Here is a 12,871-nt window from a genome sequence, read left to right as displayed (position 1 = left end):
GTCCTCCAGCCCCCACCCACCGCCATCCAACGGACGAGCTCCGCTCGGCGGCCCGATTGCGCCGCCGCCGTCGAGGGGCTCGTCCTCGAACGCGGTCAGCTCCCCGGCCTGGAAGCCGAACCGGCGCCGCAGCCGCCAGCCCATGGGGTCGGCGGGGCCGGCCTGGTAGAACGCCCGCGACACGGGGGCGCGCCAGTCCAGCACGAGCGGGCGGCCCTCGTCGCCGTCGTGGACGTGCCGCCGCCCCACGTACATGATCGCGGGCAGGTCGTCGGCCTCAGCGCCCGCGCCGTCGCGGTCCATCCGGCCGAAGAACAGCGGGGCATCGGGATGGTCGGCCAGCGCCGCGACGCGCTGGTCGAGCAGTGACTCCAGGAACTGCTTGGACACCCAGTCCGCCGCGACGTCGGCGGAAAGGCTCCGCGCGTGCTCGCGCATCCGCCGCAGCGCGGCGCGGGACTCGGCCAGGTGGGCGCGCTCCGCGGCGAGGACGGCCGCCTCGCCGGGGCGCCCGGGATCTTCGGGTTCGTCGGGTCGGGCTGGTTCGGCGGGCATGGGCGCAGACCTCCGGCGGCGAGAGGGGTGGATGAGGGCGAAACCCACTACCTTACCGAGCCGGGTCAAGCATGTCCGCGGGAAACGGTGGATCTTGCCCGGCGCGCGGCGGTGCGCCTTGCCGGGCGCGCCGGGGTGTGTGACGTTGGGCGGCATGCTGACGCAGACCGAGAAGACGCCGCCGCCGACCGAGAGGACGACGCCGGGCGGAGCGCGACGATGACGCTGGAAGGGCGGTCCGCGCTGGTCACGGGCGCCTCGTCCGGCATCGGCGCGGTCGTCGCCGAGGCGCTGGCGGCCGCCGGGGCGCGGGTGGGGCTCGTCGCGCGGCGCAAGGACAGGCTGGAGCAGGTCCTCGCGCGGTGCCGCGAGCACGCGCCCGACTCGACGATGTGGGCGGCGGACCTGTCCGACCTCGACGCGATCGCGGACCTCGCGGCGGACGCCGAGCGGGCGCTCGGCGGCGTGGACGTCCTGGTGAACAACGCGGGGATGCCGAAGCGGCGCCGCGTCCAGGACCTGTCCCCCGCCGAGGCCGAGGACGTGATGCGCCTCAACTACCTGTCCCCGGTGCGGCTCACGCTGGCGCTGCTGCCCGGGATGATCAGGCGCGGGCGCGGGAACCTGGTCGCGATGGGGTCGGTCGCGGCGCGGCTCGGGCCGCCGCACGAGGCGGCCTACGCGGCGTCGAAGGCGGCGCTCACCGCGTTCTGGGAGAGCATGGCGGTCGACCTCGACGGCACCGGCGTGCGGGTCCACGTCGTCCAGCCCGCGCTCATCGCCGGGACGGAGCTGTTCACGCTCCCCGGCAACGAGGAGCCGATCAGCGACCTGTCCGACGCGCTGCCGCCGCAGGAGGTGGCCGCCGCGGTGCTGGACGTCCTCGCGACCGGGCGGTTCGAGCAGTACGTGCCGGGCTGGTTCAGCGAGATGGCCTCGGGCAAGGCCGCCGACGTCGACGCGTTCGTCGCCGGGGTCAAGGAGTGGACCAGGGACCGCTTCCAGCCCTGACCGCCGCCGGGCGACGGGTGATAATGGTGACGTGCGCCCCCGCCGCACGATCACCACCCGGAGGCACGACGACATATGGGCACTCCCGGCCGTCCCGTACGCGAGTCCCTGCTGGACGCCGCCGCCGACCTGCTCGTCGAGCGCGGCTACCGCGCCGTCCGCATGCAGGATGTCGCCGCCGCCGCCGGCGTGAGCCGCCAGACCGTCTACAACGAGTTCGGCGACAAGTGGGGCCTGGCTCAGGCGGTCGTGATCCGCCACAACGAGCACTACCTCGACGGCGTCGACGCGGTGCTGTCCGACCACGACGACCTGTACTCGGCGGTCGTCGCCGCGGTGACGTACACGCTCGAGGCCTCCGCGGACGACCGGCTGAAGAAGGCGGTGCTGACCGGCGAGGGCGGCGACGAGCTGCTGCCGCTGCTCACCACCCGGGCCGAGCCGCTGCTGTTCGCCGCGAGCGACCGCATCGCCGACCACGCCCTGCGCCACTGGCCGGACCTGGACCGCGCCGCCCTCACCGAGATCACCGGCGCCGTGGTGCGCCTGACCACCAGCCACATCATGCTGCCGTCCGAGCCACCGGAACAGGTCGCGCACTTCATCGCCCGGATCGTGACCCGCTACGTGGGCGCCCCCGAGGGCTGAGGGACGGCCTGCCGCCGGTCAGCCGAACTCGGGTCGGCGCTTCTCGCGGATCGCGGCGACGCCCTCCCGCACGTCCGGGCCGGTGAACCCGAAGAACTCCATCGCCAGCGACGCGTCGAACGTGGGACCGGCGAGCCGCAGCCAGTTGTTCAGCGCGTGCTTGGTGAACGACAGCGCCTCCGCGGGCCCGGCGGCGAGCCGCGCGGCGATCTCCAGGGCGCGGTCGTGGACGTCCTCGTCGTCCACGCACAGGGAGACCAGGCCGATCCGCTCGGCCTCCTCGCCGGTGAGGACGTCGTTGAGCAGCAGGTAGTACTTGGCCTTCGCCAGCCCGCACAGCAGCGGCCAGACGATCGCGGCGTGGTCGCCGGCCGCCACGCCCAGCCGCGTGTGCCCGTCGATGATCTTCGCGGAGCGGCCGGCGACGGAGATGTCGGCGAGCAGCGCCACCGCGAGCCCGGCGCCCACCGCCGGTCCCTGCACGGCGCTGACCACCGGTTTCGAGCAGTTCAGCACGTTCATCACGATGTCGCGGGCCTCGCGCATGATCTGCCGGCGGGCGGTGTGGTCGCCCATCATCTCCTCGATCATGGCGATGTCGCCGCCCGCGGAGAACGCCGTCCCCTCACCGCGCACGAGGACGGCCCGCACCTCGTCGTCGGCGTCGGCGTCCCGCCAGATCTCCGCGAGCTCCCGGTGCCCGGTCCGGTCGACGGCGTTGAGCTTGCCCGGGGTGCTGATCACGATCCGCAGGACGCCCTCCCCCGCCCAGTCGATCTTCAGCCGCTCGTAGCGCTCATACCGTCCGCCGCCCATGGCAGGCTCCCTCCCGCGTCCGCTCGCCGAACGCCGCGCGCAATCGTCGCACAGCGAAATCGATGGCCTCCGCGCCCGCGTCGAAGATCTCGGGGAGCAGGAAGAACGCGTGCACGACGCCGTCGTAGCGGCGCAGCTCCACCGGCACCCCGGCCTCGGCGAGGCGGCGGGCGTACGCCTCCGCCTCGTCGCGAAGGATGTCGCACTCCGCGGTGATCACGGTGGCGGGGGCGGCCCCGGCGAGATCCGGGGCGCGCAGCGGCGCGAGCCTCGGGTCGGACGGGTCGGCGCCGTCCCGGTACAGGGCCATGAACCGGGCGAGGGCCGCGGCGTCCAGCCCGTATCCGGTGGCGTACCGGCGCCAGCTCGCGGTGTCCATCGCCATGTCGGTCACCGGGTAGACGAGCAGCTGGTGGACGAGCCGCACACCCCGGTCGCGGGCCAGCAGCGCGACGACGGCAGCGAGGTTCCCGCCCGCGCTGTCCCCCGCCACGGCGACGGCCCCGGGACGCACGCCCCACCGGCCAGGCTCGCGCGCGACGGACGCGACGACCGCCCACGCGTCGTCCACCGCCGCGGGGAACGGATGCTCGGGCGCGAGGCGGTACCCGACGTTCAGGACGGCGCAGCCCGTGCGCGCGGCCAGCTCGCGGCACAGGGCGTCCACGCTGTCGAGGCCGCCGAGGACCCAGCCACCGCCGTGCAGGTAGACGATCGCCGGAACCCCGCCCTCCCCGGGAGGGGCCGGACGGTACAGGCGCACCGGCACGGGCCCGCCAGGGCCGGGCACGGCGACGTCGCGGACCTCCGGCAGCTCCCGCCGGACGGCCGGGAACGCCGAGCCGAGCCGGGCCCGCGTCTCCTCGATCGTGGGCTCGGCGCCCTGCGGCAGGGCCGCCCAAGCGGCGAGGACGTCCAGGAAGCGGACGGTCTGCGGATGCAGGGCCATGCGGCGGCCTCCGGCGGGCGGGAACGCGGCGTGATCTCCCGGATCGCCTTCCCCGCGCGCCGAAGCGTAACCCCGGCCGCACGCCGCTCAGCGGCCGGCGGCCTCGGCGACCAGGGCCTCGAACAGCCGGCCGTCGGCGCCCTCCTCCGGATGCCACTGAACGGCCAGCCCGAAGCGGTGGCCCTGCAGCTCGACGGCCTCCACCACCTGGTCCTCGGCCCAGGCGACGGCGGACAGGCCCTTCCCGAGCCGGCTCACCGCCTGGTGGTGGTAGGTGGGGACGTCCGCCGACTCGCCCAGGATCTTGCCGACCAGGCTCGTCCCGCTGATCCGCACCGGATGGGATCCGACGATCCCGGTCTCCGGCGCGTGGTCCTTGTGCCCCACCGCCTCCGGCAGATGCTGGATGAGCGCCCCGCCCCGCGCCACGTTCAGTACCTGCATGCCCCGGCAGATCGCCAGGAACGGGAGGTCGGCGTCCACCACGGCGCGGGCGAGCGCCAGCTCGAACCGGTCGCGCTGCGGCTGCGGCGGCCCGGTCTCGCTGTGCCGGACGGCGCCGTACAGGTCGGGGTCGAGGTCGCCGCCGCCCGCGATGACGATGCCGTCGAGCCGCGCGACGAGGGTCTTCAGCCCGCGCAGCGCCGAGGTCGGGGGCAGCAGGACCGGGACCCCGCCCGCCCGCTCGACCGAGCGCACGTACGGCGCCGGCAGGAGCGCGGCCTCGCGCACCCAGGCCCCCCAGCGGGCCGGCTCCAGGTAGGTGGTGACTCCGATGAGCGGCGGTGGCCCGTCACCGCCTGCGTTCGGGGCCGGGGCCCCGCGGATGGCCTCTGACATGCGTGCTTCCCCCTCTGCTGAGCACCGGCCCCAGGACGGCGAAATGGGTGATTCGCCGTCCTTGACTGGACATCATGGTGCATCACCCTCCCCTCCGGCCGTCCCGCCCACCGGGCCTTCCTTCCCGGCCAGCTTGCCGCACGGGACGGATCCACGCAGTCCCAAACCGCGAGAACGTCAATGCCGGCCGGGCTTCCGGGACGCCCCGGCCCGGCGAGCCTCGCGTGAACCTCGCGACCGGGAACACCTGCAAATCCGGAAATCTTCCACTTGGGAGGAGAATCATCCTCTCTTCCTCGACATCGCCGCAAGGACGTCACGGCAGAACGTGCACATACTGATCAGTATGCGTCCGCTTTTTTCGGATTTATCGGCTACGGAGAATTAGCCGCCGATTACGTACCGCACCGCTTGGGCCGGCCTTCGCGACGCCCGCTTGAGCACCTGCGGATTCGGGTGCGAGAATCTCAGCGAGCCGGGCGCCGAATGCGGCGCGAACAGCGCGAACGGCACGGATCCGGCCGCGGAAAACCCCCAGGGGGGCGAGCTGGCGAATGGCATCGGAACTCCGGATCGTCAAAGAAACCTTCACCCGCCTCGAATCCGACCCGGCGGGCGCCATGAGCTATTTCTACGGCCGCCTTTTCGCGGCGGAGCCGCGGCTGCGGGCCCTGTTCCCACCCGCGATGAACGTCCAGCGCGACCGGCTCTTCAGCGCGCTCACCCGGCTCGTCTGGAGCCAGGACAACCCGGGGGAGCTCACCCGCCACCTCGGGCGGCTCGGCCGCGGCCACCGCAAGCACGGGGTCCTCCGCGAGCACTACCCCGCCGTCGAGGCCGCGCTCATCGCGACGCTGCGCTCCTTCGCCGCCGACGTGTGGACCGCCGAGGCCGAGGACGCCTGGACGTCCGCCTTCCGGTCCGCCGCCGCGGCCATGATCGAGGCCGCGGAGCGGGACGCGGCGGACGCCCCGCCATGGTGGGTCGCCGAGGTCGCCGGGCACGACCGCCGCGCCGGTGACCTCGCCGTCCTCACGCTGCGGCCCGAGCGCCCGCTGCCGTTCCTGCCCGGCCAGCGCGTGAGCGTGCAGACGCCCCGCTGGCCCCGCGTCTGGCGGTCGTACTGGATCGCGAACGCGCCCCGCCCCGACGGGATGCTGCGCCTGCACGTCCGCGCGCGCCCCGCCGGGTGGGTGAGCGGCGCGCTGGTGCGGCACACCGCGCCCGGCGACACCGTGCTCCTCGGCCCGGCCGCCGGCGCGATGACGCTCGACCGGGACTCCGGCCGCGGGCTGCTGCTGATCGGCGGCGGCACCGGCCTCGCCCCGATGAAGGCGCTCGCCGAGCAGGCCGTCTCGTCCGGGCCGGGACGGAGCGTCCACCTGCTGGTCGGGGCCCGCGACGAGCAGGAGCTCTACGACCTGGACGATCTGCGCCTGCTGGAGTCCGCCTACCCGCGGCTGCGGATGATCCCGGTCCTGTCACGGCCTCCCGGGACCGACGGCGCGCCGGGTACGGACGTGCTGCACGGCCGGCTGCCCGATGCCCTGCCCGGCCTCCTGGACCGCCTGCCCCACTGGGAGGACCTCGACGCCTACGTCGCCGGGCCCGTCCCCTTCGTCCGCGGCACCGTCACCGCACTGCAACGGCACGGGATGGCCCTCTCCCGAGTCCACCACGACCTGCTCGACGCCGAGGACGACGAGCACCCGCGGGCCCTCACCGCCGGGGCGGCCCTCACCGCCGGGGCGGCCCCCGCCGCCGGGGCGGCCCCCGCCGCCGGGGCGGCCGTCACCAGCCCGCGCGCTCCCGCAGGAAGCTGGTCGTCGGCGCGTCCGCCGGGTAGAACGACTCGATCGCCAGCTCCGCGACCGTGATGTCGACCGGCGTCCCGAAGGTCGCGATCGTGGTGAAGAACGACAGCTCCTGACCGTCCACCCGCAGCCGCAGCGGGACGACCACCTCGTGGCCCGAGGGCGGCGCGAACGCCTCCCCCACGTCCCCGGGGAAGCTCCGCAGCTCCCGGTAGAGCTGGGCGAGGCCCGCGTCCGCGGTCAGCGCGACATGCCGCCGCACCCGGTCGATCATGTGGGCGCGCCACTCGGCCAGGTTCAGGATGTGCTTCGCCATCCCGTCCGGATGCATGCTGAGGCGCAGGACGTTCAGCGGGGGCTCCAGCAGCTCCGGCGCGGCGCCCTCCATGAGGAGCCCGGCCGCGCCGTTGGCGTCGATCAGGTTCCAGAACCGGTCCACGACGACGGCCGGGTACGGCTCGTGTCCGTCCAGGATCTGCTTCAGCGCCGCGCGGACCGAGTCCATCCTCGGCTCCTCGATCGGCGTCTCGCCGAACACCGGCGCGTACCCGGCCGCCACGAGCAGCAGGTTCCGGTCGCGCAGCGGGACGTCCAGATGCTCGGCCAGCCGCAGCACCAGGTCCCGGCTCGGGGCCGAGCGCCCGGTCTCCACGAAGCTGAGGTGCCGGGTCGACACGTCGGCCTCCGACGCCAGTTCCAGCTGGCTCAGCCTGCGCCGCTGCCGCCACGCGCGCAGCTGGTCCCCGACCGGTCTCACGTCGCTCAACGCCGTCGTCACCGCTCCGACGCTACCCGTGTGCTCGTAACGTCGGCGATTACGTCCCAGGTAACGGGCCGCGTGCCTTTACGTTGTAGATTTTTTAGCGAAATGCCCGACGGAGGCCGGAGGGCCGCCTAGACCTTCCGCCACTCGGGGACCCAGGTGCCGTCCTCGACGACGTAGTCGCCGAACAGGTCCGGGGCCTCCTTGCGCACCACCTCGCCGATCTTGCCGAACAGCAGCCGGATCTCCTCCTCGGCGCCCGGCGCGGTGCGGTTCTCCAGCGTGTGGCGCAGCGTCCGGACGTTGGCCGTCCAGACCAGTCCGGTGCCGACGCCCTCGGGCGCGAACCGGCGCATGAACGACGTCTTGTGCTTCTTCTCCTTGAAGGGCACGCCCTCGTCGTCCAGCCCGAAATGCCCGGCCATCCACGCCTGGAACTCCTCCATCTGCTCCAGCATCGCGGTGGCGCGCTTCATCAGCTCGGCGTCCTCGCGGGCCCAGTCGGGGAACCAGAAGGGGATGTCCTGGAGCCGGACGAACCGCATCGACTCCTGCGAGATCGCCACGCCCGGACGGTGCCGCACCAGCTCGTGGGTGAGGACGCGGCTCACGTTGTGCAGGACGAAGCTGAAGCTGACGTGCTCCAGCACCGAGCCGTGCAGGCTGCGCAGGATGTTCTCCAGGTACTGGCCCGAGTCCGTCCTGATCTTGACCACGTTGGGGTTGAGGCCCGGCTCCCACGACCGGTAGCAGAGCCGTCCCGCGAACTCGGCGAGGTTCTGCGGGTCGTTCAGCTCGTCGTCGAGGTCGCCCCGGTCGAGGCGCTCCAGCCAGCTCTCGCCGCCGACGTCCCGCAGGTACCGGGCGATCTCGTCGTAGTCCAGCTCGGGCCGCGCGACGAGGAACACCTCGGGTTCGACGCTCTTCACTCTCGTATCCCCCTCGCTCGTTTCCGTCGTCCCCAAGGAAACCACCCCGGCGGGACGGCCGCGACCTGGGCCCGGCGCTGCGGGGACATGAGCGTCCGGGATGACGCTCATGGTGTTATGGCGCAGACTGGAGCGGTTCGCGTGGCCTGGGGAGGATTCGATGCCGACGGAGCTGAAGGTACTGGGCGCCTGCCCGATGGACTGCCCCGACGGCTGCTCCTGGATCGTGACGGTACGGGACGGCGAGGCCGTCGGGTTGCGCGGCAACCCCGACCATCCGTACACGCGCGGCGCCCTGTGCGCGAAGGTCAACCGGTGGCTGGAGCGGGCCGCGCAGCCCGACCGGATCCTGCATCCGCTGCGGCGGACGGGACGCAAGGGCGAGGGCCGGTTCGAGCGGATCGGCTGGGACGAGGCGCTCGGCGAGATCGCGGAGCGGCTGGACGGCGTCGTCCGCGAGCACGGCGGCGAGGCGATCTGGCCGTACTGGGGATCGGGCACGCTCGGCTACCTGCAGGGCCTCGAAGGGTACGCGGGCAGGCGGTTCTTCAACGTGCTCGGAGCGTCGGCGCACGACGCGAACATCTGCTCGGCGGCGGGCAGCGCGGGCATGACCGCCGCCATCGGCTCGTCCGGCGGGATGGACCCGCAGGACCTCGCCCACGCCGGGCTGATCATCCTGTGGGGCACAAACCCGCTGACCAGCGGCCACCACCTGTGGAAGTTCGTCCAGGAGGCGCGGAAGGCGGGGGCGCGGCTGGTGGCGATCGATCCCGTCCGGACGCGGACGGCGCGGCAGGCCGACGAGCACCTCGCCCCGCTGCCCGGCACGGACGCCGCGCTCGCCCTCGCTCTCCTGCACGTGATCGTGGGCCTCGGCGCGCAGGACGAGGAGTACCTGCGGCGCCACACCCTCGGCTGGGACGAGTTCCGGGGCCGGATCGCGGAGTTCCCGCCGGAGCGGGCCGCGGAGATCACCGGCGTCCCGGCCGGGCGGATCGCCGCCCTCGGGGAGCGGATCGCCCGGACGCGGCCCACCGCGATCCGCGCGACGCAGGGGCTGCAGCGGCACGCGGGCGGCGGCGCGGCGCTGCGGGTCATCGCGGGCATCCCCGCCGTGACCGGCGACTGGGCGCTGCGCGGCGGCGGGGTCGCGTCCTCGACGTCCGGCCATGTCCACCTGGACAAGGCCGCGCTGTGGCGGGACGACCTGCGCCCCGGCCCCGTCCGGACGCTGTCGATGAGCCGCCTCGGCGAAGGGCTCCTCGACGTGCGGGACCCGCCCGTCAAGGCGCTGTTCGTCATGGCCGCGAACCCGGTGGCCAGCACCCCGCACCAGAACAGGGTGCGGCGCGGCCTGGCCAGGGACGACCTGTTCACCGTCGTCATCGACCCGTTCCCGACCGACACCGCCGACTACGCCGACATCGTCCTGCCGCCGACGATCCAGCACGAGCACGCCGACCTGCACGAGGGCTACGGGCACCTGTACCTCGCCTGGAACGAGCCCGCGGTCGCGCCGCCCGGCGAATGCCTGCCCGCCACCGAGACGTTCCGGCGGCTGGCGCGGCGGATGGGCCTGGACGAGCCGAGCCTCTACGACTCCGACGAGAGCCTCGCCGAGCAGCTCCTCGCCTCGGACCATCCGTGGCTGGCCGGGATCACGCTCGACCGGCTGCGCGCGGAGGGGTTCGCGCGGATGTCGGTCCCCGATCCGTTCCTGCCCTACGCGGACGGGTTCCCGACGCCGTCCGGGCGGTTCGAGTTCCGCTCGGCGGACGCCGGGCTCGCCGGGTACGTCCCGCCCGCGGAGGTCGCCGACGGGGAACGGGCCGCGCGGTACCCGTTCGCGCTGATCTCGGCGGCGTCGCACGAGTTCCTGAACAGCCAGTTCGGCAACAACGCCGAGCTGCGGCGGCGGTCGGGCGGCCTGACCGTCCGCGTGCACGAGGACGACGCGAAGGCCAGGGGGCTCACCGACGGGCAGCGGGTCCGGGTCGGCAATGACCGGGGCGCGTTCGAGGCGGTCCTGAAGATCACCGACGAGGTGCGCCCGGGGGTCGCGGCGACGGAGAAGGGGCACTGGGCCAAGCTCGCGGGCGGCGCGAACGCCAACGCGGTCGTGGACGAGCGCGACACCGACCTCGGCGGCGGCCCCGTCTTCCACGACACCCGCGTGGAGATCACCGGCCTCCCCCGACCCTGACCACGGAGATCACCGGGACCGGTACGGTGAGGCCCGGAGGGGACCATGACGTATCAGGCCATTCTCGACCGGGCCAGGAAGTTCGAGCGGCAGGGGCGGCCCGGGGAGGCCGCGGCCGCCTACGCGGAGGCCGCCGAGGCGATGGAGGCGCGCGGCGACTGGACGTCCGCCGTCGCGGTCAGGGCGCGGTGCGCGCGGGCGCTCGCCGCGGCGGGGAAGACGGGCGAGGCGCAGCGGCTCCTCGACACGCTCGACCGGGCCGCCGCGTCCATGCCCGCCGGGGTCCGCGCAGGGCTGGACGCGCAGGCGGCACATGTCATGGCCGCCGCGGGCCGCACCGGCGAGGCGGCCCGGCGCGCGTGGGCGGCGATGAGCGGGTTCTGGTCGCTGCACGACGCCAAGCGCGCCGACGCCGCGGGCGTCCACGCGGCGCGGCTCATCGTGAAGGACGCCGGTCCGCGGGACGCGCTCCGGCCGCTGCGGGAGCTGATGGCGCAGCTGCCGCCCGGCGGGGACGGGCACCGGCAGGTCGCCAAGCTGCTCGCCGACGCGGAGCGGCGGCCCGACCGCGACCACGACGTGCTCATCACCGACCCCGGCACCGCCGCCTGGGGGCGTCTAGCCGCGGCGCTCGCCGTCGGCGCGCACCTCGCCGTCGGCAACGGCGTGACGTGGAACACCCTCACCGGCCACGACGACCCCGGCGGCGACCGGGTCCTGCTCGAACGCGACTGGGGCGTCACCGACCACGGGAGCTGGCGCGAGCAGATGGACGCGCTGCTCGACGCCCGCAACAGCGACCCCGCCGTCCAGATGGTCCTCGACCGGCGCGGACGCGGCACCGACCAGGGCGCCTGGCGCGCGGAGATCGTCGCCTGGTGCCGGGAGCGGGACATCGCGGAGCAGACCGTGCACGAGGTGGTCGAGCTGTCCGGGCAGGTCCTGCGGTACGAGTCGCGCTTCCGCGCGGACGGCCTCCTCCCGCCGGACGGCCGGGTCGCGAGCGTCTACGGCTACGACTTCGGCCGCGCGGTGAACATGGCCCGCTGGGGCCTGAACGCCGGGTTCTGCGACGCGGAGGAGGCCGAGAAGTGCGTCCTCACCGCCGGGCAGCGCGCCAACCAGGTCTACACGTCGTGGGGCTCGTTCTCCGCCGGGTACATCCTCGGGCGGATGCTGCGGTTCGACGAGGGCGAGTTCGGCGAGTGGTACGAGCGCTCCCTCGCCGGGCACCGCGTCCTGGCCGAGGACCCCGAGAGCCCCTGGCGGCGCATGGCCTGGGGCTAGGGCTCCGGGTCAGCCCAGGGCGTCGATGTCGGCGAGGATCGCCCGGCGGGCCTCCTCGTCCAGGGACGAGGCGATCACGGCGTTGCGGGCCAGCGCCGCCAGGCCCTCGCGGCCCAGGCCGAACACCTCGGCGGCGACACGGTACTCGCCGGTGAGGGTCGTGTCGAACATCGGCGGATCGTCGCTGTTCAGCGTGACGAACAGGCCCTCGTCCAGCATCCGCGGCAGCGGGTGCTCCCCGATCGCGGCGACCTGCCCGGTGCACACGTTGGACGTCGGGCACACCTCGAGCGGGATCTGCGTCTCGCGCAGGTGGGCGACGAGGCGCGGGTCGTCCAGGCAGCTGATGCCGTGGCCGATCCGCTCGGCGTGCAGGCCCTCGACGACCTCCCAGATCGTCTCCGGGCCGGACATCTCGCCCGCGTGCGGGAGGCTGCGCAGCCCGGCGGCGCGGGCGGCGGCGAACGCGTCGCGGAACGCGTCCCGGTGCGGCGGGCGCACCTGCTCGATGCCGGCGAGGCCGAACCCGACGAGCGCCTCCGGCGGATGCCGGAGCGCGTGGTCGAGGGTGCCGCGGGCGCCCTCGGCGCCGAACTCGCCGGGGATGTCGAAGATGTAGGCGACGCGGATGCCGAGCCTGTCGCGGGCCTCGCGGACCGCGTGGTCGAGCGCCTCGGTGATCGCGGGCATCGGCATCCCGGCCCGCTGGTGCGTGTACGGGGTGACGGTCAGCTCGACGTACCGGACGTTCTGCGCGGCGAGGTCGCGGGCGGTGCCGAGCACGAGCGTCCCGACGTCCTGCGGCGTCCGGACCAGGCCGGACACCGACTCGTACACCTCAGCGAAGTGCGGGAAGTCGCGGAACTCGTAGAAGGCGCGCAGCTCGCGCTCGTCCACCGGGACGGGCCCGTCGGGGTGGCGTCGGGCGAGTTCGAGCACGGTCGGGACGGAGGCGGAGCCCACGAGATGGACGTGCAGCTCGACCTTGGGCAGGGCGTCGATGAACGCTTCGATGGATGTGGTGTCGGTGAGCACGCCGCGAAGCTAACAGCC

11 protein-coding genes and 1 pseudogene are annotated in these 12,871 nt (G+C 74.0%); 5 read left to right on the top strand and 7 right to left on the bottom strand.

Annotated elements, in window-relative coordinates; all coding sequences use genetic code 11:
* A pseudogene (locus ETD83_RS32700) lies at window positions 1-555 on the bottom strand (AAA family ATPase); the annotation flags it as partial.
* 219 nt (window positions 556-774) lie between these two features.
* Between ETD83_RS32700 and ETD83_RS32695 the strand changes: the two are divergent.
* Entirely contained in the window at window positions 775-1,566 is a 792-nt protein-coding gene (locus ETD83_RS32695; RefSeq protein ID WP_138649074.1) for an SDR family NAD(P)-dependent oxidoreductase, read from the top strand.
* A 75-nt stretch (window positions 1,567-1,641) separates the two neighbouring features.
* A complete protein-coding gene (locus tag ETD83_RS32690; RefSeq protein ID WP_138649073.1) occupies window positions 1,642-2,214 on the top strand; it encodes a TetR/AcrR family transcriptional regulator in 573 nt (190 codons plus the stop codon).
* Between the two features lie 18 nt (window positions 2,215-2,232).
* Here the strand turns inward: ETD83_RS32690 and ETD83_RS32685 are convergent, their stop codons facing one another.
* The 3 genes from ETD83_RS32685 to ETD83_RS32675 all read right to left on the bottom strand — a co-directional run bounded on the left by ETD83_RS32685 (window position 2,233) and on the right by ETD83_RS32675 (window position 4,819).
* Complete coding sequence (locus tag ETD83_RS32685; protein ID WP_138649072.1) at window positions 2,233-3,030, bottom strand: enoyl-CoA hydratase/isomerase family protein; 798 nt, start codon at window positions 3,028-3,030, stop codon at window positions 2,233-2,235.
* The gene (locus tag ETD83_RS32680) at window positions 3,011-3,979 is read right to left on the bottom strand and encodes an alpha/beta hydrolase (RefSeq protein WP_138649071.1); all 969 of its coding nucleotides are present in this window, start codon (window positions 3,977-3,979) and stop codon (window positions 3,011-3,013) included. Before ETD83_RS32680 ends, ETD83_RS32685 begins: the two co-directional genes overlap by 20 nt.
* 87 nt (window positions 3,980-4,066) lie before the next feature.
* Window positions 4,067-4,819, bottom strand: coding sequence for a gamma-glutamyl-gamma-aminobutyrate hydrolase family protein (locus tag ETD83_RS32675; protein ID WP_138649070.1), 753 nt, complete (start codon window positions 4,817-4,819; stop codon window positions 4,067-4,069).
* Between the two features lie 554 nt (window positions 4,820-5,373).
* On the opposite strand from ETD83_RS32675, the gene ETD83_RS32670 reads away from it, so the two are divergent.
* Window positions 5,374-6,696, top strand: a complete 1,323-nt coding sequence (locus ETD83_RS32670) for a globin domain-containing protein (protein ID WP_230421342.1) — start codon at window positions 5,374-5,376, stop codon at window positions 6,694-6,696.
* Here the strand turns inward: ETD83_RS32670 and ETD83_RS32665 are convergent.
* Window positions 6,611-7,411 carry a helix-turn-helix domain-containing protein gene (locus ETD83_RS32665; protein WP_138649069.1) on the bottom strand — a complete coding sequence of 267 codons (801 nt, stop codon included), beginning with the start codon at window positions 7,409-7,411 and terminating at the stop codon, window positions 6,611-6,613. The two genes, ETD83_RS32670 and ETD83_RS32665, sit on opposite strands and share 86 nt — an antisense overlap.
* A 116-nt stretch (window positions 7,412-7,527) precedes the next feature.
* Window positions 7,528-8,325, bottom strand: coding sequence for an FAD-dependent thymidylate synthase (thyX, locus tag ETD83_RS32660; RefSeq protein WP_138649068.1), 798 nt, complete (start codon window positions 8,323-8,325; stop codon window positions 7,528-7,530).
* A 160-nt stretch (window positions 8,326-8,485) separates the two neighbouring features.
* Here thyX and ETD83_RS32655 point away from each other — a divergent pair, with 160 nt between their 5' ends.
* Together ETD83_RS32655 and ETD83_RS32650 are read left to right on the top strand one after the other, a co-directional pair.
* A complete protein-coding gene (locus ETD83_RS32655; protein ID WP_138649067.1) occupies window positions 8,486-10,531 on the top strand; it encodes a molybdopterin-containing oxidoreductase family protein in 2,046 nt (681 codons plus the stop codon).
* A 45-nt stretch (window positions 10,532-10,576) separates the two neighbouring features.
* Window positions 10,577-11,818 (top strand): DUF1266 domain-containing protein, encoded by a 1,242-nt coding sequence (locus ETD83_RS32650; RefSeq protein WP_138649066.1) that lies wholly within the window; start codon window positions 10,577-10,579, stop codon window positions 11,816-11,818.
* Between the two features lie 9 nt (window positions 11,819-11,827).
* Here the strand turns inward: ETD83_RS32650 and add are convergent, their stop codons facing one another.
* A complete protein-coding gene (gene add / locus ETD83_RS32645) occupies window positions 11,828-12,853 on the bottom strand; it encodes an adenosine deaminase (protein ID WP_138649065.1) in 1,026 nt (341 codons plus the stop codon).
* Window positions 12,854-12,871: the final 18 nt, after the last annotated feature.

Source organism: Actinomadura soli, assembly GCF_005889715.1.
Classification (GTDB): Bacteria; Actinomycetota; Actinomycetes; order Streptosporangiales; family Streptosporangiaceae; genus Spirillospora; species Spirillospora soli.
This window is presented reverse-complemented; position numbering and strand designations above follow the sequence as displayed.

Excerpts from the sequence above, each read along its gene's own strand:
- ETD83_RS32695 (WP_138649074.1), top strand. The coding sequence starts at position 775 with ATGACGCTGGAAGGGCGGTCCGCGCTGGTCACGGGCGCCTCGTCCGGC.
- ETD83_RS32690 (WP_138649073.1), top strand. The coding sequence starts at position 1,642 with ATGGGCACTCCCGGCCGTCCCGTACGCGAGTCCCTGCTGGACGCCGCC.
- ETD83_RS32685 (WP_138649072.1), bottom strand. The coding sequence starts at position 3,030 with ATGGGCGGCGGACGGTATGAGCGCTACGAGCGGCTGAAGATCGACTGG.
- ETD83_RS32680 (WP_138649071.1), bottom strand. The coding sequence starts at position 3,979 with ATGGCCCTGCATCCGCAGACCGTCCGCTTCCTGGACGTCCTCGCCGCT.
- ETD83_RS32675 (WP_138649070.1), bottom strand. The coding sequence starts at position 4,819 with ATGTCAGAGGCCATCCGCGGGGCCCCGGCCCCGAACGCAGGCGGTGAC.
- ETD83_RS32670 (WP_230421342.1), top strand. The coding sequence starts at position 5,374 with ATGGCATCGGAACTCCGGATCGTCAAAGAAACCTTCACCCGCCTCGAA.
- ETD83_RS32655 (WP_138649067.1), top strand. The coding sequence starts at position 8,486 with ATGCCGACGGAGCTGAAGGTACTGGGCGCCTGCCCGATGGACTGCCCC.
- ETD83_RS32650 (WP_138649066.1), top strand. The coding sequence starts at position 10,577 with ATGACGTATCAGGCCATTCTCGACCGGGCCAGGAAGTTCGAGCGGCAG.